Origin of the sequence: Maribacter sp. Hel_I_7, assembly GCF_000688315.1 — a bacterium.
GTDB classification, from domain to species: Bacteria; Bacteroidota; Bacteroidia; order Flavobacteriales; family Flavobacteriaceae; genus Maribacter; species Maribacter stanieri.
Map to the genome: position 1 here is coordinate 1080573 of NZ_JHZW01000002.1, position 24649 is coordinate 1105221.

26 protein-coding genes are annotated in these 24649 nt (G+C 34.7%); 15 read left to right on the forward strand and 11 right to left on the reverse strand.

Features of this window, described 5'->3' with window-relative positions; translation table 11 throughout:
- The first annotated feature begins 1 nt into the window (after position 1).
- The 9 genes from P178_RS0106180 (at position 2) to P178_RS0106220 (ending at position 7437) form a co-directional block, all read left to right on the forward strand.
- Positions 2 to 340, forward strand: a complete 339-nt coding sequence (locus P178_RS0106180) for a cupin domain-containing protein (protein WP_027065394.1) — start codon at positions 2 to 4, stop codon at positions 338 to 340.
- Positions 341 to 352: 12 nt separating this feature from the next.
- Positions 353 to 742, forward strand: coding sequence for a DUF2721 domain-containing protein (locus P178_RS0106185; protein ID WP_027065395.1), 390 nt, complete (start codon positions 353 to 355; stop codon positions 740 to 742).
- A gap of 109 nt (positions 743 to 851) precedes the next feature.
- On the forward strand, positions 852 to 1286 hold the full coding sequence (locus P178_RS0106190; RefSeq protein ID WP_027065396.1) for a hypothetical protein: 435 nt from the start codon (positions 852 to 854) through the stop codon (positions 1284 to 1286).
- 166 nt (positions 1287 to 1452) lie between these two features.
- On the forward strand, positions 1453 to 2133 hold the full coding sequence (locus tag P178_RS0106195) for a succinate dehydrogenase cytochrome b subunit (RefSeq protein ID WP_027065397.1): 681 nt from the start codon (positions 1453 to 1455) through the stop codon (positions 2131 to 2133).
- Between the two features lie 12 nt (positions 2134 to 2145).
- The gene (locus P178_RS0106200; RefSeq protein WP_027065398.1) at positions 2146 to 4161 is read left to right on the forward strand and encodes a fumarate reductase/succinate dehydrogenase flavoprotein subunit; all 2016 of its coding nucleotides are present in this window, start codon (positions 2146 to 2148) and stop codon (positions 4159 to 4161) included.
- A 65-nt stretch (positions 4162 to 4226) separates the two neighbouring features.
- On the forward strand, positions 4227 to 4973 hold the full coding sequence (locus tag P178_RS0106205; protein ID WP_027065399.1) for a succinate dehydrogenase/fumarate reductase iron-sulfur subunit: 747 nt from the start codon (positions 4227 to 4229) through the stop codon (positions 4971 to 4973).
- 64 nt (positions 4974 to 5037) lie between these two features.
- Complete coding sequence (locus tag P178_RS0106210; protein ID WP_027065400.1) at positions 5038 to 5520, forward strand: very short patch repair endonuclease; 483 nt, start codon at positions 5038 to 5040, stop codon at positions 5518 to 5520.
- Positions 5521 to 5651: 131 nt separating this feature from the next.
- Positions 5652 to 6197 (forward strand): type 1 glutamine amidotransferase domain-containing protein, encoded by a 546-nt coding sequence (locus tag P178_RS0106215; protein WP_027065401.1) that lies wholly within the window; start codon positions 5652 to 5654, stop codon positions 6195 to 6197.
- 82 nt (positions 6198 to 6279) lie between these two features.
- A complete protein-coding gene (locus P178_RS0106220; RefSeq protein ID WP_027065402.1) occupies positions 6280 to 7437 on the forward strand; it encodes a methionine aminotransferase in 1158 nt (385 codons plus the stop codon).
- A 10-nt stretch (positions 7438 to 7447) separates the two neighbouring features.
- Here P178_RS0106220 and P178_RS0106225 read toward each other — a convergent pair whose 3' ends face one another.
- From P178_RS0106225 to P178_RS0106265, 9 genes are all read right to left on the reverse strand, one after another.
- Entirely contained in the window at positions 7448 to 8596 is a 1149-nt protein-coding gene (locus tag P178_RS0106225) for a serine hydrolase domain-containing protein (RefSeq protein WP_027065403.1), read from the reverse strand.
- Between the two features lie 16 nt (positions 8597 to 8612).
- Positions 8613 to 9137: a GNAT family N-acetyltransferase gene (locus tag P178_RS0106230; protein ID WP_027065404.1), complete on the reverse strand. Its 525-nt coding sequence runs from the start codon at positions 9135 to 9137 to the stop codon at positions 8613 to 8615.
- Between the two features lie 146 nt (positions 9138 to 9283).
- Entirely contained in the window at positions 9284 to 9649 is a 366-nt protein-coding gene (locus P178_RS0106235; RefSeq protein ID WP_027065405.1) for a hypothetical protein, read from the reverse strand.
- Positions 9650 to 10170: 521 nt separating this feature from the next.
- On the reverse strand, positions 10171 to 10824 hold the full coding sequence (locus P178_RS0106240) for a CoA transferase subunit B (RefSeq protein ID WP_027065406.1): 654 nt from the start codon (positions 10822 to 10824) through the stop codon (positions 10171 to 10173).
- Between the two features lie 4 nt (positions 10825 to 10828).
- Positions 10829 to 11527, reverse strand: coding sequence for a CoA transferase subunit A (locus P178_RS0106245; protein WP_027065407.1), 699 nt, complete (start codon positions 11525 to 11527; stop codon positions 10829 to 10831).
- A gap of 106 nt (positions 11528 to 11633) precedes the next feature.
- Positions 11634 to 13979: a transglycosylase domain-containing protein gene (locus P178_RS0106250; RefSeq protein WP_027065408.1), complete on the reverse strand. Its 2346-nt coding sequence runs from the start codon at positions 13977 to 13979 to the stop codon at positions 11634 to 11636.
- A gap of 2 nt (positions 13980 to 13981) precedes the next feature.
- A complete protein-coding gene (locus tag P178_RS0106255) occupies positions 13982 to 14467 on the reverse strand; it encodes a gliding motility lipoprotein GldH (protein ID WP_027065409.1) in 486 nt (161 codons plus the stop codon).
- Complete coding sequence (locus P178_RS0106260) at positions 14460 to 15647, reverse strand: stage 0 sporulation family protein (protein WP_027065410.1); 1188 nt, start codon at positions 15645 to 15647, stop codon at positions 14460 to 14462. The genes P178_RS0106255 and P178_RS0106260 overlap by 8 nt, the downstream gene beginning before the upstream one ends.
- Positions 15648 to 15892: 245 nt before the next feature.
- Positions 15893 to 16924 (reverse strand): rhodanese-related sulfurtransferase, encoded by a 1032-nt coding sequence (locus tag P178_RS0106265; RefSeq protein ID WP_027065411.1) that lies wholly within the window; start codon positions 16922 to 16924, stop codon positions 15893 to 15895.
- 373 nt (positions 16925 to 17297) lie between these two features.
- Between P178_RS0106265 and recA the strand changes: the two genes are divergently transcribed.
- The 5 genes from recA to P178_RS0106290 all read left to right on the forward strand — a co-directional run bounded on the left by recA (position 17298) and on the right by P178_RS0106290 (position 21499).
- Entirely contained in the window at positions 17298 to 18305 is a 1008-nt protein-coding gene (gene recA / locus P178_RS0106270; protein WP_027065412.1) for a recombinase RecA, read from the forward strand.
- A gap of 79 nt (positions 18306 to 18384) precedes the next feature.
- Positions 18385 to 18810: a hypothetical protein gene (locus P178_RS0106275; RefSeq protein WP_036145816.1), complete on the forward strand. Its 426-nt coding sequence runs from the start codon at positions 18385 to 18387 to the stop codon at positions 18808 to 18810.
- A 15-nt stretch (positions 18811 to 18825) separates the two neighbouring features.
- Complete coding sequence (locus P178_RS0106280; protein WP_027065414.1) at positions 18826 to 19392, forward strand: RNA polymerase sigma factor; 567 nt, start codon at positions 18826 to 18828, stop codon at positions 19390 to 19392.
- A 31-nt stretch (positions 19393 to 19423) separates the two neighbouring features.
- Positions 19424 to 20935 (forward strand): outer membrane beta-barrel protein, encoded by a 1512-nt coding sequence (locus P178_RS0106285; protein WP_027065415.1) that lies wholly within the window; start codon positions 19424 to 19426, stop codon positions 20933 to 20935.
- Positions 20936 to 20944: 9 nt separating this feature from the next.
- Positions 20945 to 21499, forward strand: coding sequence for a DUF3575 domain-containing protein (locus tag P178_RS0106290; RefSeq protein ID WP_027065416.1), 555 nt, complete (start codon positions 20945 to 20947; stop codon positions 21497 to 21499).
- Here the strand turns inward: P178_RS0106290 and P178_RS0106295 are convergent.
- The gene (locus P178_RS0106295) at positions 21496 to 22236 is read right to left on the reverse strand and encodes a lysophospholipid acyltransferase family protein (protein WP_027065417.1); all 741 of its coding nucleotides are present in this window, start codon (positions 22234 to 22236) and stop codon (positions 21496 to 21498) included. The genes P178_RS0106290 and P178_RS0106295 overlap by 4 nt on opposite strands.
- Before the next feature lie 71 nt (positions 22237 to 22307).
- Between P178_RS0106295 and trpS the strand changes: the two genes are divergently transcribed.
- Positions 22308 to 23276: a tryptophan--tRNA ligase gene (gene trpS / locus P178_RS0106300; RefSeq protein ID WP_027065418.1), complete on the forward strand. Its 969-nt coding sequence runs from the start codon at positions 22308 to 22310 to the stop codon at positions 23274 to 23276.
- A gap of 181 nt (positions 23277 to 23457) precedes the next feature.
- Here the strand turns inward: trpS and dprA are convergent, their stop codons facing one another.
- On the reverse strand, positions 23458 to 24576 hold the full coding sequence (dprA, locus tag P178_RS0106305) for a DNA-processing protein DprA (RefSeq protein ID WP_027065419.1): 1119 nt from the start codon (positions 24574 to 24576) through the stop codon (positions 23458 to 23460).
- Positions 24577 to 24649: the final 73 nt, after the last annotated feature.

Here is a 24649-nt window from a genome sequence, read left to right on the forward strand (position 1 = left end):
AATGAAGATAGTCGATTGGAATGCACTACCCGATTTAGGAGTTAGCCATAACCCAGAGATCAAAAAGAGAACTTTGATAAATCGTGGAGAAATACCACAATTAATGATGTACGGTACCGCCGTTTTTAAACCTGGTCAGCAAGTGGAATTACACCAGCACGACACTATGTACGAGGTATTTCATATTCAAACGGGAAAAGCGATTTTTACAATCTCAGGAAAAGATTATGAAGTTGGTCCTGGTAATTGTATAACCATAGAACCAGGTGAGATTCACGGACAGAGCAATCCTTTTTCAATAGATGTTACATGGACCTATTTTGGCATAGCCACAGATTAAGAAGAAATAATTATGGAATTAACATTAGGAATACCGGCACTACTTTTTCCAGCTATTTCATTGACTATGCTAGCCTATAATGCGCGTTATTTAGCCATTGCAGCATTAATACGTCAATTGCATCAAAAATACCAGGAAACTGCATCACCTTCAGTTGGTCTACAAGTTCAAAAATTGCGCAAGCGCCTTACAATCATAAAAAACATGCAAGCTACAGCGATTGTTAGTTTTCTATTGGCTGTTATAACTATGGCACTTATTTATGCAGATTTAATTTTTTGGGCTAGTTTAATATTTAGCATTAGCCTATTTGCGTTAATGATCTCTTTAGTACTATCATTAATAGAAGTACAATTGTCTACAAAGGCCTTAGAAATACAGTTAAAGGATATGGAAAAGTAATTTTACTTTTTAAAAAACTGATTCTAGCTAATAAGCATACCGTTTATCGATGTTTTTATAAGCTATTAAGGTAATAATCAGTATTTTTGCCTCCCGTTAAGATACAGGCATGAAACGAATTCGAGAACTCGAATTATTTAATCAAATCAAGGAGATTAGGGAGTTTGAATTTGGTGTGTTCTACTTTTTCAAAGGAGGTATTGTAATATCTGAAATGCATGAAGGAGTTCGTTTCAAATGGGATAATGCCAAAAAAGCTGTCTACGCGGCTCAAGAAATTTACGATAATACAATTCCATTAATATATATTGCCAATAGAATCAATAGATATAATGTAGCTACATTTGATTGGTTCAAGTTTCATAAAAACCGTTTTGACATGCAGTATATTGCTTCAGTAGGTCCTTTAAGTGGTAACATAGTAAGCTTGATGTTAAAACGTTTAATTTTTCCAAAAAGAATTAAAGAATTTACAGATTTGGACAAAGCTGTTGACTGGGCATTAAAAATTTCTAAAAATCCAGCAGACTCGGTTCCTTCTTAGTCTGAGTTTTGTTGAAAGATTCACAATTCCGAAGCCTTAATTCAAGATAAATCTTAAACATCTTGAAAATTGATTTTAAAATCAATCTAAATAGACATACTAAAACCCATTAATTCTTGTTAATAACTTGCTTGTGATGTAAATTCGCATATAAAATTAACAACTAATGAGCGGATTTTTTAAATCTTCGATTGGTAGAAAGTACGCAATGGCGCTTTCTGCTTTCTTTCTAATGTTTTTTCTACTTCAGCATTTTGCAATTAACATGTTATCGGTTTTCAGTCCAGATGCGTTCAATGAAGCTTCGCATTTTATGGGTACTTTTTGGGCCGTACAATATGTCTTGCAACCTGTCTTAATTTTCGGTGTAATCTATCACTTTGTAATGGGTTTCATTTTAGAAGCAAGAAATAGAGGTGCTAGGGTAAAAAAATATGCTAAAAACAATGGTGCAGCAAATTCATCTTGGATGAGCCGTAATATGATTTACAGCGGTTTAACCATTTTGGCTTTCTTGGTACTTCACTTTATTGATTTTTGGATTCCAGAAATTAACACGAAGTATATTCAAGGCGACATGACCGGTTTATTGCCTAATGGTGAAGGCTTCAGATATTTTGAAGAACTAGCCCATAAGTTTGAAAACCCACTTCGCGTTGGCGCTTATGTAATCGCCTTTATTTTCTTATCACTACACCTTATGCACGGTTTTAGTTCTGCATTTCAGTCTGCCGGTGCATCTAGTATGAGAAAAGAAAAATTACAATTGTTTGGTAAAGTGTATGCTATTGCAATTCCTTTGGGATTCATAGTAATCGCCCTTTTTCATCATTTTAATCATCATTAACACCTATTACTTATGTCTGTATTAGACTCTAAAGTACCTAAAGGTCCGTTGAAAACGAAGTGGACCGATTATAAGAACCATATTGATTTGGTTAACCCTGCCAACAAACGTAATATAGATGTTATAGTAGTTGGTACTGGATTAGCAGGTGGTTCTGCTGCTGCAACTTTAGCAGAATTAGGCTATAATGTAAAAACATTTTGCTACCAAGATTCTCCAAGAAGAGCACACTCTATTGCTGCACAAGGTGGTATTAACGCTGCAAAAAACTATCAAGGAGATGGTGATTCTACGTACCGGTTATTTTATGATACCGTAAAAGGTGGTGATTATCGTTCAAGAGAAGCAAACGTATATAGATTAGCAGAAGTATCTGCAAACATCATTGACCAATGTGTTGCTCAAGGTGTACCATTTGCACGTGATTATGGCGGACTATTAGACAACCGTTCTTTCGGTGGTGTATTAGTTTCCCGTACATTCTATGCTAAAGGACAAACCGGACAACAATTATTGCTAGGAGCTTATTCTGCAATGAACAGACAAATTGCACGTGGTAAAATTACCCCGTTCAACCGTCATGAAATGTTAGATGTTGTAAAGGTAAATGGTAAGGCTCGTGGTATTATTGCTCGTAACTTAGTTACCGGAGAAATAGAACGCCACTCTGCACATGCTGTTGTTATTGCTTCTGGTGGATACGGAAACGTTTATTTCCTTTCGACCAATGCAATGGGGTCTAATGCTACTGCAGCTTGGAAAATACACAAAAAGGGAGCATTTTTTGCAAACCCTTGTTATACACAAATTCACCCAACTTGTATTCCTCGTTCAGGAGATTATCAGTCTAAACTTACGTTGATGTCTGAATCTTTACGTAACGATGGTCGTATTTGGGTTCCTAAGAATATGGATGATGTAATGGCAATACGTGAAGGCAAGAAAAAGCCAACCGATTTGTCTGAAGATGAAAGAGATTATTACTTAGAAAGAAGATACCCTGCATTTGGTAACTTGGTTCCACGTGACGTTGCTTCGAGAGCTGCAAAAGAACGTTGTGATGCTGGTTATGGTGTTAATGCAACTGGTGAGGCTGTTTATTTGGATTTTGCTTCTGCAATAGAACGTTACGGAATTGAACAAGCTAAAATTCATAATATAGCTAATGCTTCTGCAGATAAAATATATGAATTAGGTGCTGCTATCGTAAAAGCGAAGTATGGTAACCTATTTCAAATGTATGAGAAGATTGTTGATCAAGATCCATATAAAACTCCAATGATGATTTACCCAGCGGTACATTATACAATGGGTGGTGTTTGGGTAGATTATAACTTAATGACTACAGTTGAAGGTCTTTACTGTATAGGTGAAGCTAACTTCTCTGATCACGGTGCAAACAGACTTGGTGCTTCTGCTTTAATGCAAGGTTTAGCTGATGGTTATTTTGTATTGCCATATACTATAGGAGACTATTTATCTCATGAAATTCGTACTGGAAAAATAGCTACCGATACTCCAGAATTTGATGAAGCGGAAAAATCAGTTAAAGACAAAATTGATTTCTTCATTAACAATAAAGGTTCACACTCTGTTGATTATTACCATAAGAGATTAGGTAAAATTATGTGGGATAAATGTGGAATGTCTCGTAACGCAGAAGGTTTAAAAGAAGCAATGGCTGAAATTAAAGCTTTACGTGAAGATTTCTATAAAAACGTAAGTGTACCTGGTACTGCAACCGAACTTAATGCCGAGTTAGAGAAAGCTGGTCGTGTAGCAGATTTCTTAGAACTAGGCGAATTATTCGCTAAAGATGCTTTGGCAAGAGAAGAATCTTGTGGAGGTCACTTTAGAGAAGAATCTGTAGAGTTAGGTGGCGAACAAGAAGGTGAAGCTAAACGTAACGATGTTGATTTCGCATTCGTTTCTGCATGGGAATATAAAGGAGAACCTGGTGATGCCGTTTTACACAAAGAACAATTAGAGTTCAACGAAATCGAATTAAAACAAAGAAGTTATAAATAAATAGTATTGAGCTATTACAAATGATTTACTTCATTACATAATACTCACTACTCAATACTTAAAATATGAATCTGACATTAAAAATTTGGAGACAATCAAATGCCCAAGCTAAGGGTAAAATGGTCGATTATAAAGTGACAGAGATTTCTGAACATATGTCGTTCTTAGAAATGATGGATGTTCTTAACGAACAACTAATTAACAAGGGTGAAGAACCAGTAGCTTTTGACCACGATTGTAGAGAAGGTATCTGCGGTATGTGTTCAATGTTCATAAATGGTGAGGCACACGGACCGGATAGAGGTGTAACAACATGTCAATTGCACATGCGTATGTTCAAAGATGGGGACACAATTACCATTGAACCATTTAGAGCTAAGGCATTTCCTGTAATAAAAGATTTAGTTGTTGATAGAAGTTCTTTTGACCGTATTCAACATGCTGGTGGGTATATATCTGTAAACACTTCCGGTAATACTCAAGATGCCAATTCTATTCCTATTTCTAAGCATGCTGCCGATGAGGCTATGGATGCCGCAACTTGTATTGGTTGTGGAGCTTGTGTTGCAAGTTGTAAAAATGCATCAGCTATGTTATTTGTAGGTGCAAAAGTATCTCAATATGCTTTATTACCACAAGGTCGTATAGAGGCTGTAGATCGTGTTCAAAACATGGTTGCACAAATGGATTTGGAAGGTTTTGGTAACTGTACCAATACTGGTGCTTGCGAAGTGGAATGTCCGAAAGGAATTTCTTTAGAAAACATAGCAAGAATGAACCGAGAATTTTTAAGCGCTAACGTTAAAGGTTAAGCTTACTATCATAAAGTTTTTAAAATCCCGACCGTAAAGGTTCGGGATTTTTTATTTTTATAATATGCCAGAAGACTATTCAAAAGAACGAATCAAGGTGCCTAGATTCAATGAGGAATCTGGTTTCTATACCACTCCACAACGCTCAAAAATAATGAGTAAGATAAAGGGCAAGAACACCAAACCAGAACTTGCTTTTAGAAAAGCCTTATATGCAGAAGGTTTTCGTTACCGTATTGATTATAAAAAATTAATAGGCAAACCAGATATCGCTTTACCAAAATATAAAACTGTCATATTTATTGATGGAGAATATTGGCATGGTAAAAATTGGGAAGAACGAAAACCCAAAGTAAAAACCAATAGAGAATTTTGGATTGCAAAGATTGAGCGAAATATTCAACGAGATGTTGAAGTAAATAAGGAACTAATTCGTTTGGGTTACACAGTAATTAGATTCTGGGAAACTGAAGTGAAAAAAAATCTTGAAGAATGTATTACTAAAACAATTGAACACTTAAACAGCGTGCAAATGAGCACTAAATGAGATTTATAAAGTTCATTTAATAAATGTTTAACCGTTGCCAACCCTTATTTAATATAGCCTTAACGACTTTCACCCTAACTGATTTGTAACTTAGTATCAAACAAATTAATAATCGTTTAAAACTATATAATATGAAGAGGATAGCAATTTTAGCTACAAATGGATTTGAAGAAAGTGAATTAAAATCTCCAAAAGAAGCCATGGAAAAAGAAGGCTTCAATGTTGAAATAGTAAGTTTAGAAAAAGGAGAGATAAAAGGTTGGGCTGATGGAAATTGGTCTAACAGCTATAAAGTGGATAAAACATTAAGTGAAGTAAAGGCAGAAGACTATAATGCACTTGTTTTACCAGGCGGAGTAATTAATCCTGATTTACTTAGGAGAGAAGAAATTGTATTGAATTTTGTACGCGATTTCTTTAAATTAAAGAAACCTGTAGCGGCTATTTGCCATGCACCATGGACATTAATTAGTGCAGGAGTAGTAGAAGGAAGAAAAATGACATCATTTAATTCTATTAAAGATGATTTAGTGAATGCAGGAGCTAATTGGGTAGACCAAGAGGTTGTTGTAGATGAAGGATTTGTAACAAGTAGAAATCCTGATGATTTACCTGCTTTTAATTCCAAATTAATTGAGGAAATAAAAGAAGGAAAACATGAAATGCAACACGCATAATTCATTTTAATGGAATTGAAAAGCCCAACCAACTGGTTGGGCTTTTTTTATGAGCATTCTCAAAATTCATACATTTACTGCTATGGATTATAGACCACTTATAAAGGCATCTAAACTACCCGATGTTAAAACAACTATTTTCGCAACAGTAGGTAATCTTGCTAGAGCGCATAATGCTATTGATCTTTCACAGGGGTTTCCGAATTTTGAAGCCGATGATAAATTAAAATCATTGGTTACAGATGCTTTGAATAATGGTCATAATCAGTATGCACCAATGCCAGGATATTTTGGTCTTAGGGAGGTTATCTCAGAAAAAATAGAAAAACTTCATAATCGCACATATGACCCCGAGAATGAAGTAACTGTTACAGTAGGTGCAACTGAGGCTATTTTTACGGCTATTACAGCGTTTATTAATAAGGGAGACGAAGTAATTGTCATAAAACCCGCTTACGATTGTTATGAGCCAGCAATAATCTTAAATGGCGGTATTCCGGTTTATGTTCAGTTAAATGCTCCAGATTACAAAATTGATTGGTCTGTATTTCAACAAAAAATTACGGATAAGACCAAAATGGTCATTTTAAACACACCTCACAATCCTAGTGGCACCATTTTATCTAAATGGGATATGGAACAGTTAGAAACTATTTTAAAACCAACCAACATACTTCTGTTAAGTGACGAAGTCTACGAGCATATAATTTTTGATGGACAAGTGCATGAAAGTGCCTCTCGATTTCCAGATTTAGCCAATAGAAGTTTTGTCTGTGCTTCTTTTGGAAAAACGTATCATGTAACGGGATGGAAAGTTGGCTACTGCGTAGCACCGGCAGAATTTATGAAAGAGTTTAGAAAGGTGCATCAATTTGCGGTGTTCTGTGTAGACCACCCTGTGCAACGAGCATTAGCAGAGTATTTGAAAAATCCATCGCATTATTTAGATTTGAACAATTTTTACCAGCAAAAACGAGATTTCTTTCTAGAAGGAATAAAATCGTCCAAATTTAAATTCAAACCATCAAAAGGCACCTATTTCCAGTTATTGGATTATTCTACTATTTCAATGGAACAGGATGAAATTATAGGCAAACGATTAATCACCGAAAACAAGTTGGCTGCTATACCAATTTCATCATTTAACGTTAATCATAGAAATGACCATATGCTAAGATTCTGCTTTGCAAAAAAGCAAGATACATTAGAACAAGCAGTTCAAATTCTCTGTGAATTATAATTATTGAAATTTAAAAAGCAGCATTTACTTTTGTCATAAATTCCCCAACTTTACTAGGTTCTAGCCAACGGGTTACCACGACCAAATCATGCTCTTTATCTATCACAATAAAATTACCGCCAAAACCGGCAGCGTAATAAATATTTTCAGATAATCCCTTCCAATGCCTATCTCCTTTTTGGTTCAACCACCACATATATCCGTAGTTAGCATTGGGTGTTGAGGGCGTAGTTGCTTTCTTAATCCATTTTTCTGAAATCAACTGTTCATTCTTCCATTTTCCATTATTTAAAAACAACAGCCCAAAGCGCGCCATATCTTCTGCATTAATAAACATACCGGCACCAGAATGACCACCACCAGTAACCGATTTCATCTGAAGTCCGTCAATTTCCGTCCAAGCATTATCATATCCAAACCAGCGCCATGTTGTAGAGGCACCAATTTTATCCATAACTTTCTCTTTCAAAACTAAAGGCATTGGTTTGCGCCAAACATGCGTAAGTGAGTATGCCAATACGTTTACACGAACATCATTATATTCCATTACCGTTCCAGGTTCTTTTGGCTGTGCTAATTTCCAATCATCAATATCACCATCACTTGGCGGTCTATCTGCCCAGTCTTTTCCTCCCCAAAGTTCACCTGACCAAGCTGAGTTTTGTTGTAATAAATGTTCCCAAGTTATCTTAGAATTATGTGCACCACCAAAAGTGCCGTCCCAGATATAATCGATAACTAAATCTTTTGTGTCAGCTATTTTTCCCTCATCTTCGGCAAGCCCGGCCATAGTACTTAAAAAACTTTTGGTTACACTAAAGGTCATATCTACTCTTTTGGTATCTCCCCATTGTGCAACTATATAGCCATTTTTAATAATCATACCAGCAGGTCCACCACGCTTTTTAGTACGACCTAGTATTTGATGAAATGGTTCGCGCTCAAAACCTTTTACTATTGCAATACGCAAGTCTCTAGAACCTGAATATTCGTTCGCCTCAGCAAAGGCAACCGCCTCTTGTAACGGAGCATCTTTAATTTTATAGGTTTTAGGAGATTTTTGTTCCCAATCTGCATTTGCTTTAGGAAAATAATATTCTTGGGCACTTAGATTTAAGAAACCGCAAAGCGCGAAGAAAACGAGGTAATTAAATTTCATATGAGTTAGTTTGATATTACAAGGTACTTAAATTGAAACGCATTAGCCAATCTGTTTGTTCATCTGAACCTATAAAATAGGGATGGGTATCAAATTTTTCAAATCCATGACGTTCATAGAACTTTACAGCTTTTTTATTCTCTTGCCACACTCCTAGCCAAAGCATTTTCTTGTTTTTTTCAGAAGCCAATTTTTTTATGTGATCGAGAAGTTTCTCCCCTATACCTAATCCTTGAAATTGTGATAATACATAAATACGCTCAAGCTCTAAACTATCATCTCTTTTAACATCTGATTGAGCTTCTTCTACATTAACCTTAAAATACGCTACTAGTTCATTATCATGATATGCGAAAAAGAAATCACTATTAGGGTTTAACAATTCTTCCTTAATTCTTTCTAATGCAAAAGCTTTTTCAATATAATTTTTAAAATCAATAGGATTGTTATCTTTTGCAAAGGCAATAGAGAAAGTTTCTTCAGAAATTTGTCTTAGTAGCTGCAGATCCTCTAATGAACATAGGGTATATGTAAGTTCCATACCACTAAAATAAAAAAAGGAGCAAATTACTTTGCTCCTATTCGGGGGAAATGTTATAAAAAGGTTGATTTGGTAATTTATTATACTGTGTATTGTCAATTATGTACAATACAAGTGTTCATGGGCATTTTTCAATTGCGAACTTATTACTGTTTTTCTGCGAATATTTTACCTTCTGTTCTAATCAGCAGTACTCCTTCATCGGTTTTCTGCATTTCTACAAAATCATCTGGAAAATCTGTACCAGGGTAACTTACAGTATAAATAGAACCATTTACACTCCAGTTGAAATCTGTTAGGTATACAACTTGACCGTTCTTATAACCATGAAACCTTCCTAAATAGACATCGTTAAATATCCATTCTTCATTATCAACTACCATCTTATTTGTATTGGTAGCGGTTTTTACCGTATGTTGCCAAATACCAATAATAGGATCATTATTTTCTTCGATTTTTGAACATGAGGTAGCTACTACCAACAAGACAAGACAACTTAATAAATACTTCATTTTAGGTTAAGTTTCAAAAAGCGATTTGGGATTCACTCTTTATTACACTCCAAATATATGTAGTCTTTTTCTTACAAAATAATATTTGTGGTAAAATGTATTAAAACTGTGGTGAATCTTATAAAGTTAGTTCATCAACAGAAAAGATAAATTCTTTTCACACAGAATAATAGAATGAATACTTTTAAGCATTACAGCTACTAAGGTGAAAATTGAGCAAAAAAAAAGAGCGACTTAAATAAGTCGCTCTTTTAAAATTGTAAAAAGTAATTTATAACATAAATAACTTTTTAGTTAGTCTTAAGAATCCACTAAAAAAGTCATTTCTATAAACTTGAATTTTGTTTTCGTTAGCGGTGTGGTTAATTTGAGAATTCATGATGGTTAAGTAATTAATAGGTTATGGGGTATAATTGAGTTTTAAAGATACATTGGTTATCCTCGTTTTTTACAATAATTGTTGTGTAGTGATTATAACATGTTGTGAAAAAATTGAAAAGCACAATTTACCGATGATTTACCTAAACATTCATCTCTAAAATATCCCCTTTAACAATTAAATTACCTTCTGTAGCAGCTTTAATATCTTCTGCGGTTACACCAGGAGCTCTTTCTAATAATAAGAATCCATCTTCCGTTACTTCTAACACCGCTAAATTTGTAACGATCTTTTTAACGCAACCAACACCTGTTAAAGGCAAACTACATCTTTTTAAAAGTTTAGACTCACCTGCTCTATTTGTATGCATCATAGCTACAATAATATTCTCTGCAGACGCAACCAAATCCATTGCACCACCCATACCTTTTACCATTTTACCGGGAATCTTCCAATTGGCTATGTCACCATTCTCTGAAACTTCCATAGCACCCAAAATAGTAAGGTCTACGTGCTTTCCTCTGATCATGGCAAAACTAGTAGCAGAATCAAAATAAGATGCACCAGGTAAAGCGGTAATGGTTTGTTTTCCTGCATTAATCAAATCTGCATCTTCCTCTCCTTCTATAGGAAAAGGACCCATACCCAAAATTCCATTTTCACTTTGAAATTCTACACTTATATCATCCCGAACATAATTTGCAACCAAAGTTGGTATACCTATACCAAGGTTTACATAATAGCCGTCTTCCACTTCTTGTGCAATTCTTTTTGCAATTCCGTTTTTATCTAACATGAGCTTATTTTTGACGTACAGTTCTTTGTTCTATTCTTTTTTCGTAATCTTTTCCTTGAAAAATGCGTTGCACAAAAATTCCGGGAATATGTATTTGGTTAGGATCTAATTCCCCTTCAGGAACTAACTCTTCAACCTCAGCCACAGTAATAGTCGCTGCACCACACATACAAGGATTAAAGTTTCTTGCAGTACCCTTGAAAATCAAATTACCGGCAGCATCGCCCTTCCACGCCTTTACAAATGCAAAATCTGCCTTAAAAGCCTCTTCTAAAATGTACATTTTTCCATCAAACTCACGAACTTCTTTTCCTTCGGCAACTTCGGTACCATAACCTGCAGGAGTAAAAAATGCAGGAAAACCAGCCTGTGCCGCTCTACATTTCTCTGCCAAAGTACCTTGTGGAGTTAATTCTACTTCCAATTCCCCACTAAGCATTTGGCGTTCAAACTCATCATTCTCACCTACATATGAGGACACCATTTTTTTAATTTGATGTTGATGCAACAATAATCCCAAGCCAAAATCATCTACTCCAGCATTATTAGAAATGCAAGTAATATCCTTTACACCTAATCTTACTAACTCGCTAATAGCATTTTCAGGAATACCACAAAGACCGAAACCACCTAACATAAAGGTCATTCCATCTTGTACTCCAGCTAATGCATCGGTTACATTCGTTACTGTTTTACGTATCATTTTATTCTTAATTATCTTGTTACTAAAATACCGATTATAAATGGGATAAAATAAAAAAAGGTCTTAGCGAATGCTAAGACCTTTTCAAATATGCTTTGGTGTTCTATTAAAAATCTAAATCTTCTAAATCGTCTTCAATATCATTGTCTTTCTTAATACCTTCAGCAAACTTATCGCAATCAATCTCGATAGACATATTACTTGGTTTCTCAAAATCTTCTTTAGAAATACCTAACTCTTCATCAGCATAATTTTTTGTCATGTAAAGACCCCAAATAGGTAAAGCCATTGATGCTCCTTGACCGTAAGTAATGCTTTTAAAGTGAACGGCTCTTTCCTCTCCACCTACCCAAACACCAGTAACCAAATTTGGAACCATACCCATAAACCAACCATCACTATTATTTTGGGTTGTACCTGTTTTACCAGCAATAGGGTTAGTTAATTCATAAGGGTAACCTGTAATAATTTCATCATATTCAGGTCTCCATTTATTAGCATTTGTCGTTCGTAAGCGTGTACCAGAACCACCTTGAGTTACGCCTTTCATTAAATCTAAAATAGCGTACGATACGTCTTTGCTCAATACATCTTTAGTTTCTGGCACATATTCATACAATACCGTTCCATCTTTATTTTCAATACGTGTAACCATAACTGGTTTTACATAAACCCCCTGGTTGGCAAAAGCACCATATGCACCTACCATTTCATAGACATTTACATCCAAAGCTCCTAACGCAATAGAAGGCACTTCTAAAATATCTCCAGATAACCCTAAGTTACGAACCATGCTTACCACAGATTTTGGACCAACCTCATCTATTAATTGAGCAGTAACTGTATTCACAGAATTTGCTAAAGCTCTTTTTAAGGTATAACTAGTTCCTGAATACTTCATATCGGAGTTTCTTGGGCACCAAGGCTCAACGTTACCATGCTTACCAGCCTCTATACAATATTGCGTATCTGGGCGAGTCTCACAAGGCGACAATCGCAATTGATCAATTGCCGCAGCATATACAAATGGTTTAAATGTAGAACCCGCTTGTCTTGCACCTTGAATAACATTGTCGTACTGAAAATGTTTGTAATTGATACCACCTACCCATGCTTTAACATGACCAGTTTGTGGCTCCATAGACATCATTGCCGTTCTTAAAAAAGCTTTGTAATAACGAATAGAATCTCTCGGTGTAAGAATAGTATCTTTTTCTTTAGTAGGACTTTTCCAATCAAAAACCGTCATTTCGGTCTTCTTATCAAAAGACTCGCGAATTTCCTTTTCAGATTTACCAGCACTTTCCATGATTTTCCATCTAGGCGAAGATTTCATGGCACGTTCCATTATACCTTTAGTTTCTTCAGGTGTAATATCTAAGAAAGGTGCTGTCTTATTTCTATCAGGGGTATTCTGATGAAAAAACTCAGCTTGTAATTTTGTCATATGTTCATTGACAGCTTCTTCTGCATTAGCTTGCATTTTAGAATCAATGGTCGTGTAAATTTTGAGTCCGTCTAAGTAAAGATTATATCTGTCAGATTCGTCTCCAATAGCTGGTTTCGGATTCTTGTTTATCCAGTCTTTCATAAAACGCTGTAGATACATTCTAAAATAAGTAGCCAAACCAACACTATGTGTTTCTGGATTGTAATTAATATCCATTTTCATAGCCTGTAGCGAATCTTTTTCTACTTCTGTAATGAAGTCATATTTTGCCATTTGAGCCAAAACAACATCTCTACGATTCTTTACCATTTCTTCTCTTCGAAGTGGATTGAAAAGTGATGAGTTTTTAAACATACCCACTAACATTGCCGACTCTTCTGTCTTCAGATCTTTTGGTTCTTTACCAAAATAAATACGAGCTGCCGAACGAATACCATCAGCATTATTACCAAAATCGTATATATTAAAATACATACTTATAATCTCTTCTTTGGTATAACTACGTTCTAATCTAATTGCTAAAACCCATTCTTTTATTTTCTGTTTTATAGCATCGAACTTACTTCTAGAACGAACCCCAACAAATAGTTGACGTGCCAATTGCTGAGATATTGTACTTGCGCCACCTTTGCTCCCTAAATATGCAAATGCCCTAAATGTACCTCTTGCATCAATACCGGAATGATCTTTAAAACGTGCATCTTCAGTTGCAATCAATGCATTTACCAAATTCTCTGGCAAATCATCAAACTTTACATCTGTACGGTTATCGTCTAAATAAAATTTACCAAGCAAATTACCATCAGAAGATATAATCTGAGAGGCTAAGTTCGTCTGCGGATTTTCTAAATACTCATAAGGTGGGAGTTCACCGAACAGACCCCAAGAGGCAGACAAGAATATTAATGCGACTAAGGCAATACCTGACGCAAATAAAATCCAAAACCACATAATGAATTTGGAGAAATTATTGGTTGTTTTTTTCTTTACCGCTTTTGCCATTTTTAAGGGGTGCTTTTTGTTACTTCTATACCTACATCGGTAATACCTTCTAGTCCAATTACACCAGAAACATTACCATTTTTACGCATCGCCTGTGATACCTCAATAGTATATACGCCAGAAGATGAAAAAACGATGTTTTCTTTATACCACAATTTATTTTCTTTGATACTTCCACTACCTTTTCCTAACCAAGTACCGTCTGGTAGTGACATAGCATACTCTAAAGTATCTTTAGTCACTTCACCTTCTGGCGTAGTTATAGAAGCTATAATAAATAAGTTACTATAGGGAAAGGTATTGTCGTTTCTAACATTAATAAATATATCATGCCCAGAAACGGTATCCATTTCGGAAAGGGAAAATTCTAGTACATTATCTTTATTCCAAACACCATCTTCTAAGCTTTGATATTCAGATTTTATAATATTACTATCACAAGATGCAAAAAGCACTAAGGCTAAAAAGCAACAAGATAAGCTACGCATTTTTCTGATTTTTGTTACGGTTTTTGTTCTTGTTCTTATTTCGGTTTCTATTCCGATTCTTATTTTTGTTCCTATTGACGCTACCCTTAGGTTTATCAAAACGTGTTAAGCTATCTTGACCAACAACATTTTCAAAAACTACTTTTTCTTCTACGACAATTTCCATTGCGTACATTTCTAAACTAGCTACCTTTTCTTTCTTCTTGTTTTTCTCTAAGATCTCATTTACTTGATCTTTAGAAAGAACGTGCCAATTACCCGGATCCTCTTTATATGAAAACCAAAGCATCTCTTTAAAAATATCGGTCTTTTGACAAAAAGCGAGTCCTTTATCGGTAAATAACTTAGTATCTTGAGAAGGGAAATCTTTTAGAGCATCTAAATAAACATCTAGCTCATAATTAAGACAACATTTTAATTTTCCACATTGACCAGCAAGTTTTTGCGGATTCAATGATAACTGCTGATAACGAGCTGCAGACGTACTTACAGACCTAAAATCTGTTAGCCATGTAGAACAACATAATTCTCTACCACAAGACCCTATACCACCAAGTCTTTGAGCTTCTTGACGATACCCAATTTGACGCATTTCTATACGAATACCGAATGCTTTAGCCATGTCTTTTATAAGCTGACGAAAATCTACACGTTCATCTGCCGTATAATAAAACGTAGCTTTAGAGCCATCTCCTTGAAATTCAACATCAGAAATCTTCATTTGAAGCTTTAAGATAATAGCAATTTCACGCGCTCTTTTCTTTATTTCTTCTTCTCGATCACGACATTTCTGCCAAATATCTATGTCTTTCTGACTAGCTTTTCTGTAGACTTTTGGAGCATCTTCAACAGTGAAAGATTCTTTCTTTCGCTTCATTTGCACACGTACAAGTTCACCTGTTAAGGTAACCATACCAATATCATGACCTGATTGTGCTTGTGTGGCAACTATATCGCCAATGGAAAGTGAAAGATTCTCTGTGTTTTGAAAAAATTCTTTTCTACTATTTTTAAATCGTACTTCAACAAAATCGAATGGTCGTTCCCCATTAGGGAGCGACATATTTGAAAGCCAGTCAAAGACTGTCAATTTATTGCAACCATCTGTACCGCAAGTACCGTTGTTCTTGCATCCCTTTGGTTGTCCATCCTTACCGGTAGAACAACTACTACAACCCATATTATATATATTGACTTGGTCGAATCTTTTAAAATTCACCAAAAAAGGTTCATAAAAAACTTATAGGTAAAGATACAGTTTTTTTAATGTGAAATAAAAGCTAAGTTAACGGCAACTATTTTAAATAGTGACTTTACCCTTAATTTGGCATAGTTGAAAAAACAAGATTCAACAACCTTAAATCTGTTATTTTTAAAAAATTAAAACCAGGTATTATCTCCCTATTCAACTTCAAATTCTAGCCTCTATTTTTTAAACTTCAACACCTCTGAACGACCCTTTTTAAATATCTTATTACTAACAACTTTACCTTTTCTTAAGGCTTTTTGCTCCTCAAAAGGTAGTTCATGAACCTCTTTACATTTATCCGAACAACAGTTGTTCATTTTTTCAGCACAAGATTTACATTGAATAAATAGTAAATGGCAAGCTTCGTTAGCACAATTTACATGCTCGTCGCAAGGTTCACCACATTGATGACAGTTAGCAATAACATCGTCGCTAATTCGCTCACCTCTGCGATGATCAAAAACAAAATTCTTTCCCTTGAATTTATTTTCAAGATTATTCTTTTCGACCTGTCGTGTATACTCAATGATTCCGCCTTCTAACTGGTATACTTGCTCAAAGCCTTTATGCTTATAATAGGCACTAGCTTTTTCACAACGAATTCCACCAGTACAATACATGACCAATTTTTTATCCTTTTTATGATCGGCTAAATCTCGCTCAATAATATCCAATGAATCTCTAAACGTATCTACATCTGGTGTTATCGCATTTTTAAAATGACCAATTTCACTTTCGTAATGATTACGCATATCTACGAGAACCGTATCTGGATCTTCAATGAGTTCATTAAATTGTTCTGCACCCACATGAATACCTTTATTGGTGACATCAAAAGAATTATCTTCTAATCCGTCGGCTACAATCTTATTACGCACTTTCACTTTCAATTTTAAAAAGGAAAGATTGTCTTGCTCAATGGCAATATTTAGACGCACATTCTCTAAAAAAGAAATACTATCTAAATGTTCTTTAAAAACATTGAAATTTTCAGCTGGTACAGAAAGTTGGGCATTAATACCCTCATGAGCAACATAAATTCGCCCAAGAACATCCATCTCGTTCCAGTTAATAAAAAGGTGATTTCTAAAAATGTTGGTATTACCAATATGTGCATAAGTATAGAAAGAGATAGTAAGGCGTTCCTTACCCGCTTCTTCGATTAAAGCTGCTCTTTCTATTGCACTTAACGTATTGTACAGTTGCATGCTATACTAATAATTTAAGTCTGCCAATAGACAGAAGGTTTATAGAAAAAATTCGAATGACAAAAATAACTATAATATTGAAAAAAGCACCTATTTTATTAAGGTTAACCACTTTAAAGTATAAAAAAAGTGCCTTGTTTGTAACAAGACTCTTTATCGACTATTCCATTTTTTCTTTTTCATAGCATTCTTAAAAGAATATAAAAAGGATATAGCCACCTATAATCGCATTCACTAAAACAGCGATTTATAACCAATGAAGTAACTTCTATTTTCTAAAAGATAGTTATTGACTAAAATGGTTGCGTAATCGGTTCAATATTATTCAAATCAAAAAAGATTTGGTAATTTAGCTTTCCAAAAAAAATAGAAAATGAGTTCTGAAAAAGAAGCAAAATTAAAAGCATTAAAGTTGACCCTTGACAAGATGGATAAGACCTACGGTAAGGGCGCCGTAATGAAAATGGGTGATAGTGTTGTTGCAGATGTTGAAGTGATACCTTCTGGCTCATTAGGTTTGGATATTGCATTAGGCGTAGGTGGTTACCCAAGAGGTAGGGTAATTGAAATATACGGACCAGAATCTTCAGGTAAAACAACATTGACCCTACATGCAATTGCAGAAGCACAGAAAAATGGCGGTATTGCTGCATTTATAGATGCAGAGCATGCTTTTGATCGTTTTTATGCTCAAAAATTAGGTGTAGACATAGACAACTTAATTATTTCTCAACCAGATAATGGTGAGCAAGGTTTAGAGATAGCTGATAACCTAATTCGCTCAGGAGCTATAGATATTGTAGTAATAGATTCAGTTGCAGCATTGACTCCTAAAAGTGAAATTGAAGGAGAAATGGGAGATTCTAAAATGGGTCTTCATGCACGTTTAATGTCACAAGCATTAAGAAAACTAACAGGGTCTATCAGTAAAACCAATTGTACCGTTATTTTTATTAACCAATTACGTGAAAAAATTGGTGTAATGTTCGGTAACCCAGAAACTACTACTGGTGGTAATGCCCTTAAGTTTTACGCATCTGTTCGTTTAGATATTAGAAGATCTACACAAATAAAAGATACAGACGGTAATGTTCAAGGTAACAAGACCAGAGTTAAAGTTGTAAAGAACAAAGTGGCACCACCTTTCCGTACAACTGAATTCGATATTATGTATGGTGAAGGTATTTCTAAAGTTGGTGAAGTTATCGACTTAGGTGTTGAATACGAAATTGTAAAAAAGAGTGGGTCATGGTTTAGCTACGGCGATACAAAATTAGGTCAAGGTCGTGATGCCGTTAAAAACCTACTTTTAGATAACCCTGAACTTTTTGAGGAATTAGATGGCAAAATTAGAGAGGCCATTGCTGCCTTAAATGCTTAAGTTCAGCTTTATTAAGTTAACATAAATGAATTAACGCAACCATTGCACTTCATTTTCATCTTATAAATAAAACTATTATATGATGAGAAATAAGTTAATACTATTGACCATGATCGTAGTATTTATATGCAATGGTTGTTCTATTGATGATGATGACGCCAATTTCCATTTTACTGCTTTAGAAATTGTCGATGCAGAAGTACCAGAATCTTTTGATTTAAATAAAACCTATAAGATTTCTGTAAATTACCTAAAACCTGATACTTGTACGTATTACGAAGGTTTTGATGTTGTTAAAGATTCCTTGACCGTAAGAAGTATTGTTGCTGTAGGCGCAACCAGAACGGATATTGATAATTGCATGGAAGAGTCTGTTCAAGAAACGGCATCTTTCAACTTTCAAGTAATCTATACCGATCCTTACACATTTAAATTTTATATTGGAGACAATACTGAAGGAGAAGCCCAGTATATGGAAATTGTCGTTCCTGTAAATAAATCTTAAAACAACCAACCATTTGTGAGTCTAGAAGAACTCATACATAATTGTAAAAAAGGAGACCGTAAAGCACAGGAACTATTATATAGAGCCTATGCAACTACCCTCTTTGGTATATGTTTAAAATACTCCAAATCTAAATCGCAGGCAGAAGACACCCTACATGATAGTTTCATGACTATCTATGATAAAATAGGTCAGTTTAAAAACACAGGTTCTTTTGAAGGTTGGATGAAAAGAATTACCGTAAATACTGCTTTACAAAAATATAGAAAAGAAGAGTACTTAAATGTGGTTTCTGAGAACACAGAAGAAGAAGTTACCGTAGATGATGCCTTTAGCGATATAAGTTTACAGACCCTTTTAGGTTTTATACAAGAATTACCAAATAAGTATCGTGCTACATTCAACTTATATGTTTTGGATGGATACACCCATAAAGAGATTAGCGAGTTGTTAGGAACCTCAGTAGGCACCTCCAAATCTAATCTTGCCAGGGCAAGAGCATTGTTAAAAGAAAAAATAGAGACTAAGCTGACGCAATCAATTATTAGCGTCCTCATAATAATAACAACACACTTTTTATAATCTTTTAGATTATAGACAGAAAAAGTACTAGATGCAGAAGAAAAATTTAGACGAACTTTTCCGAGACAAGCTATCGGACTTCAAGCAAACACCAGACAATAAAGTCTGGCGGGCAATTGATGCGTCATTAAATAAGAAGAAAAAAAGACGAGTTATACCAATCTGGTGGCAATTAAGTGGTATTGCAGCTGCTTTGGCCATAGGTCTAATCCTATTCAATTCAGTTTCAAGCGACCAACCGATGAATGAAATATTGGTTGACACTGAGAATCCTATAAAGGAAGATAGTGAGAAGTCATCAAATTCAGCAGAAGATATACTTCTAGACTCATTAAATCTAAACATCAATGAACTAGTTGAACAAAGCAACATTGAGAAGAATGATGTTAACAATTCTGACAACCCTAAACCAAAAGGGCAAAATGAGTCCGCTATTGTAAATAACATAGCAAATAAAAATACCAAGAGCAATACTCATAAATCGCCACCGTCAGTTAAATTTAGTGAAAGGGATACTAATTCTAACAATAGCACATCTCATGCTTTAATAGCAGAGAATAGCGCTTTACAAGAAAAAGATAACAACAGCATAGATTCATCAGAAAACAGTATTATCAAAAAAGAAAGTATTGCCAAAATTGATGAAAACTCTAAAGAAGCGATAGACTTCAAAAAAATGGAAGCAGAAAGTACTATTGCGAAAAACACTGAAATCAAAGAAATAGTAGAAGAGCCTGATACAAATAAGAAATCGATATTTGAAGAAATTGAAAATCAGGAGGAATTAAAAAAGGAAAAAGTTGCAAGTAACAGATGGTCTGCAGGACCGAATGTTGCACCAGTATATTTTAGTGCTCTTGGCGAGGGATCCCCTGTAAATTCAATCTTTACACCTAATTCCAAATCAGGAAATGTAAACATGAGTTATGGTGTTTCTGTAGCCTATGCCGTTACAAAGAAACTTACCATTAGATCAGGTATTAATAAAGTAGATTATGGATATGATACCGAAGATGTTGCTTTCTCTTCTTCTTCAAGTTTCGCATCTAGCAATGGACAATTAGCAACCATCGATTATGCAGAAACATCCAACACATTAACTATCTCTAGTAAGATAGTTACTTCAGATAAATATAGTACGGCAAACTTTGCGCTAGATGTAACGGCAAAAAGCCCAACTAGAGAAGGTTATATGTCCCAACAATTTGGTTACCTAGAGTTACCGGTAGAATTGAACTACGCACTTATTGATAAAAAATTTGGTGTAAATATAATTGGCGGCGTAAGCTCTCTTCTTCTTATAAATAACTCTGTTTCTTTGACAGCCGGTGAGCTTACCACTGAAATTGGGGAGGCGAACAACATAAACGACCTAAATTTTAGTGCCAATATGGGACTTGGACTTAACTATAATTTTTCGCAAAAAATCCGTTTTAATGTTGAGCCAATATTCAAATATCAATTGAATACCTTTTCAGAAATTAACGGAACTTTTAGACCTTATTCCGTCGGAGTTTATAGTGGTCTTACTTTTAAGTTTTAAAAATTAAACATGAAAAAAATAATTCTGTTTTGCATCTGTCTTTTAAGTGTTTCTATCTATTCTCAACATGTAGATGACCAAATAATTACTTCAGATAAAAATCAAGAATTAAAAATAAATGGTCTTTTTTTAATCTTAGGCGCTATTGAGTTAGATTATCAATATTTACTTAACGAAGAATCTGGTATTGGTGTTGATGTTCTATTTACTTATGATGACGAGACTATTGATGTCAACTATTATGTGTCACCTTACTACCGTCAATATTTTGGAAAGAAATATGCTTCTGGTTTCTTTGTTGAAGCCTTTGGAATGTTGAACTCTGTTGATGATTACATCTTTGATTCATATTACGACGAACCAACTGACTCATATTATTCCAATTCTGGCTACGAAGAAAATGTAGTCGATTTTGCCTTAGGTATTGGCACAGGTGTTAAACTACTTACTAAAAGAGGTTTTATCGTAGAAATAGATGCAGGTATAGGTCGTAATCTATTTAAAAACGATAGAGATTTTACATTAATAGGTAAAGGCGGTATTAATCTTGGCTACAGATTTTAACCGTTTTTAACTAAATCATTAAGAATTGTTTCCCGAACCCCTTCTCTTAATTTTATGGTATCCTCTGCCTCCAGTGACTTAGTTTCTATAAATGAATGCACTTTAGCCCTGCATTTACCAGGACCTCCACTAAAAAAAGTAAATGAAAAACGTTTCTTGTTATCATAAAAAGTCATAGGTACTACAGGAATTTTATGGGCTATAGCCATTTTAAAGGCACCATCCTTAAATTTATCAAGCAATACATGCTCTTCTGGTACGCCTCCTTCTGGAAAAATACAGATACTTAAACCTTGTTGAAGTCTTTTTTGCGCCCTTCTATATACACCAGTTCTACTTTGGGTATTGTCTCTATCTACCATAATACATACCCGTTTATAGAAGAATCCGAACAATGGAATTTTAACCAATTCCTTTTTACCAACAAATACAAAAGGATTTCTACTAACCACGAGCATTAGCATAATATCTAACATACTGGTATGGTTAGCCACTAACATATAGCTCTTATTTTTAACTAACTTCTGCTCATAAGTTACCTTAGGAAAGCAAAACATACCATATAGTATAAATCTAGCCCAGAGGTTTCTGGCCATCCAAAAAAACTGTGGATACCACGCTTCCCTTGAAGCAAAAATGACAAGAAATGGAAAAAAGAGTAGAATAGGAACGGCCACTAGAATATAAAACCAAATTCGATATATAGTTTGACCGGTTTGTTTAACCAATTTAAGCATAAATCAAAAGTAGTTATTTACGATAGTTTTTTTGTATTTGTTTTACCTTTGCTTTCTTAGAAATAAAGATAATGGCAAGAATTTTAACTGGTATACAAAGTACAGGTACACCACATTTAGGAAATATACTAGGAGCAATAAAGCCTGCAATAGAAATGGCTAATAACCCTGCTAATGAATCTTTTCTTTTCATTGCAGATATGCATTCCTTGACTCAAATAAAAAATGGCGAAGAATTACGCCATAACACCTATGCTGTGGCTGCTACTTGGCTTGCATTTGGGTTAGATATTGAGAATACTGTATTTTATAGACAAAGTGATGTACCACAAACTACAGAGTTATCTTGGTACTTAAGTTGTTTTTTTCCATACCAACGGTTAACACTTGCGCATTCCTTTAAAGATAAAGCGGATAGACTTGATGATGTAAATGCCGGTCTTTTTACCTACCCAATGTTAATGGCTGCGGATATTTTACTATACGATGCCAATATCGTACCTGTTGGAAAAGATCAAATGCAACATATTGAGATGACACGTGACGTAGCTTCTCGTTTTCATGCCCAATTAGGAGAAACTTTTGTTCTACCTGACGGAAAGGTTCAAGAAGAAACTATGTACATACCAGGTACTGATGGTGCTAAAATGAGCAAGAGTAAAGGAAACCTAATCAGTCTTTTTCAAACGGATAAGCAATTAAGAAAGCAAATTATGGGAATACAAACGGATAGTACTCCAATGGAGGAACCAAAAGACCCAACCAATGACAACGTATTTGCTTTATATAAAATTTTAGCTTCACAACCACAAATTGAAGAAATGAGTGCAAATTACCTAGCTGGAAATTATGGTTACGGACATGCTAAACAAGCATTGTACGAAGTCATAGTTAACAAGTTTGAAGAGCCTCGTGAAAAATTCAATTATTACATGAACAACCTAAATGAAATTGATGATGCTTTAGCTTTAGGGGCGGAAAAAGCTAGAAAAGTAGCGGATGGTGTTTTGGAACGAGTTCGTGAAAAACTCGGTTACTAATAAATTCTTTAAAAATTGATATTACAACGAAACCGACCAAATGGTCGGTTTTTTGTTTTTAATATACTTACCACCTTATTTCATTATCCGATTTGGAATGACAAAATATCGATGAAAGGAATTATTAATTAAAATTAATCACACTACTCATTAAGAAACAAACTAGCCAGTCTGTAAAAATCTAAATAGCCTCAAACAATTTACCTGGCAAAGGTCGAATGACTCCCTTCATTTCCATAGATAACAAGGTTGAAGATGTTTTATAAATTGGAATTTTACACTCTAGCGCAATACTATCCAACAACTGTTTCCCATTATTTTGCAAATAGGTATAAATACCCTGCTCAGTTTCGTCAAGATCTATAAAAAGTTGCTTTTGAATGGGGTTATTTTTCTTTTCTTCTATATCCCAATCTAGTAAATAGATCAAATCTGCAGCGGATGTCATTACATGCGCTTTTTGCTGTTTAATGAGATTATTGCATCCCAAACTATACTTATCCGTTGTTCTACCAGGCACTGCAAAAACATCTCTATTATAACTATTGGCTATATCTGCAGTTACAAGGCTCCCTCCTTTTTCCGCAGATTCCACCACTACAGTAGCTTCACTAACACCCGCTATTATCCTATTCCGTTTTAAAAAATTTTCTCGTTCTGGATTACTCGTGCTCCAAAATTCAGTGTAGAATCCACCATTCTTTAGTATATCTGCCTGATATTTGGCATGAACTTTTGGATAAATTTGGTTTAGCCCATGTGCTAAGCATCCTACAGTTTGCAAACCGTGTTTTATTGCTTCTCTTTGAATACAAATATCTACTCCGTAAGCAAAGCCACTAATAATAACAGGATTAAGCGGAGCTACTTCCTCAATAAACTGCTCGCAAAAAGCCATGCCATAACTAGTAATATTTCTAGTGCCTACTACACTAATCAATTTACGTTGGTGCAAATCAATATTCCCTTTTTGGAATAAAAGAATAGGTCCGTCAATACAATGTTTTAAATAAGTAGGGTATGAATCGTCTAAAAAATACGTACATGTTATATTGTTCTTTAAAACATAATTATATTCTGCTTCTGCAGCTTCTAAATGTTCCAAGTCAAATAAATGTCTGATAGTATGTGTCCCAATTCCATCAATTTTAAGCAGATTTTCCTTTTTGTCTTCAAAAATTGCAGTTGGACTCCCGCAATTCGAAATTAATTTCTTTGCAAGGATATCTCCAATATTTGGAACATGTTGCAACCTAAGTATTGCAATGAGTTCATCAGCAGTGTGTTGTATAGTTTTCATTTCCTGTTCACAAATTAGGGGAAAAAATATGTTAATAAAAAGTTACCAAAGATGTTTTTATACCTCTTTATTT

Bases quoted from the DNA above. Each gene is read 5' to 3' on its own strand.
- P178_RS0106260 (WP_027065410.1), bottom strand. From the start codon at position 15,647: ATGGGTTGTAGTAGTTGTTCTACCGGTAAGGATGGACAACCAAAGGGA.
- P178_RS0106190 (WP_027065396.1), top strand. From the start codon at position 852: ATGAAACGAATTCGAGAACTCGAATTATTTAATCAAATCAAGGAGATT.
- P178_RS0106240 (WP_027065406.1), bottom strand. From the start codon at position 10,824: ATGTTAGATAAAAACGGAATTGCAAAAAGAATTGCACAAGAAGTGGAA.
- P178_RS0106215 (WP_027065401.1), top strand. From the start codon at position 5,652: ATGAAGAGGATAGCAATTTTAGCTACAAATGGATTTGAAGAAAGTGAA.
- trpS (WP_027065418.1), top strand. From the start codon at position 22,308: ATGGCAAGAATTTTAACTGGTATACAAAGTACAGGTACACCACATTTA.
- P178_RS0106210 (WP_027065400.1), top strand. From the start codon at position 5,038: ATGCCAGAAGACTATTCAAAAGAACGAATCAAGGTGCCTAGATTCAAT.
- P178_RS0106180 (WP_027065394.1), top strand. From the start codon at position 2: ATGAAGATAGTCGATTGGAATGCACTACCCGATTTAGGAGTTAGCCAT.
- P178_RS0106205 (WP_027065399.1), top strand. From the start codon at position 4,227: ATGAATCTGACATTAAAAATTTGGAGACAATCAAATGCCCAAGCTAAG.
- P178_RS0106285 (WP_027065415.1), top strand. From the start codon at position 19,424: ATGCAGAAGAAAAATTTAGACGAACTTTTCCGAGACAAGCTATCGGAC.
- P178_RS0106245 (WP_027065407.1), bottom strand. From the start codon at position 11,527: ATGATACGTAAAACAGTAACGAATGTAACCGATGCATTAGCTGGAGTA.
- recA (WP_027065412.1), top strand. From the start codon at position 17,298: ATGAGTTCTGAAAAAGAAGCAAAATTAAAAGCATTAAAGTTGACCCTT.
- P178_RS0106200 (WP_027065398.1), top strand. From the start codon at position 2,146: ATGTCTGTATTAGACTCTAAAGTACCTAAAGGTCCGTTGAAAACGAAG.
- P178_RS0106265 (WP_027065411.1), bottom strand. From the start codon at position 16,924: ATGCAACTGTACAATACGTTAAGTGCAATAGAAAGAGCAGCTTTAATC.
- P178_RS0106220 (WP_027065402.1), top strand. From the start codon at position 6,280: ATGGATTATAGACCACTTATAAAGGCATCTAAACTACCCGATGTTAAA.
- P178_RS0106255 (WP_027065409.1), bottom strand. From the start codon at position 14,467: ATGCGTAGCTTATCTTGTTGCTTTTTAGCCTTAGTGCTTTTTGCATCT.
- P178_RS0106225 (WP_027065403.1), bottom strand. From the start codon at position 8,596: ATGAAATTTAATTACCTCGTTTTCTTCGCGCTTTGCGGTTTCTTAAAT.
- P178_RS0106195 (WP_027065397.1), top strand. From the start codon at position 1,453: ATGAGCGGATTTTTTAAATCTTCGATTGGTAGAAAGTACGCAATGGCG.
- P178_RS0106250 (WP_027065408.1), bottom strand. From the start codon at position 13,979: ATGGCAAAAGCGGTAAAGAAAAAAACAACCAATAATTTCTCCAAATTC.
- P178_RS0106290 (WP_027065416.1), top strand. From the start codon at position 20,945: ATGAAAAAAATAATTCTGTTTTGCATCTGTCTTTTAAGTGTTTCTATC.
- P178_RS0106275 (WP_036145816.1), top strand. From the start codon at position 18,385: ATGATGAGAAATAAGTTAATACTATTGACCATGATCGTAGTATTTATA.
- P178_RS0106230 (WP_027065404.1), bottom strand. From the start codon at position 9,137: ATGGAACTTACATATACCCTATGTTCATTAGAGGATCTGCAGCTACTA.
- P178_RS0106185 (WP_027065395.1), top strand. From the start codon at position 353: ATGGAATTAACATTAGGAATACCGGCACTACTTTTTCCAGCTATTTCA.
- P178_RS0106295 (WP_027065417.1), bottom strand. From the start codon at position 22,236: ATGCTTAAATTGGTTAAACAAACCGGTCAAACTATATATCGAATTTGG.
- dprA (WP_027065419.1), bottom strand. From the start codon at position 24,576: ATGAAAACTATACAACACACTGCTGATGAACTCATTGCAATACTTAGG.
- P178_RS0106235 (WP_027065405.1), bottom strand. From the start codon at position 9,649: ATGAAGTATTTATTAAGTTGTCTTGTCTTGTTGGTAGTAGCTACCTCA.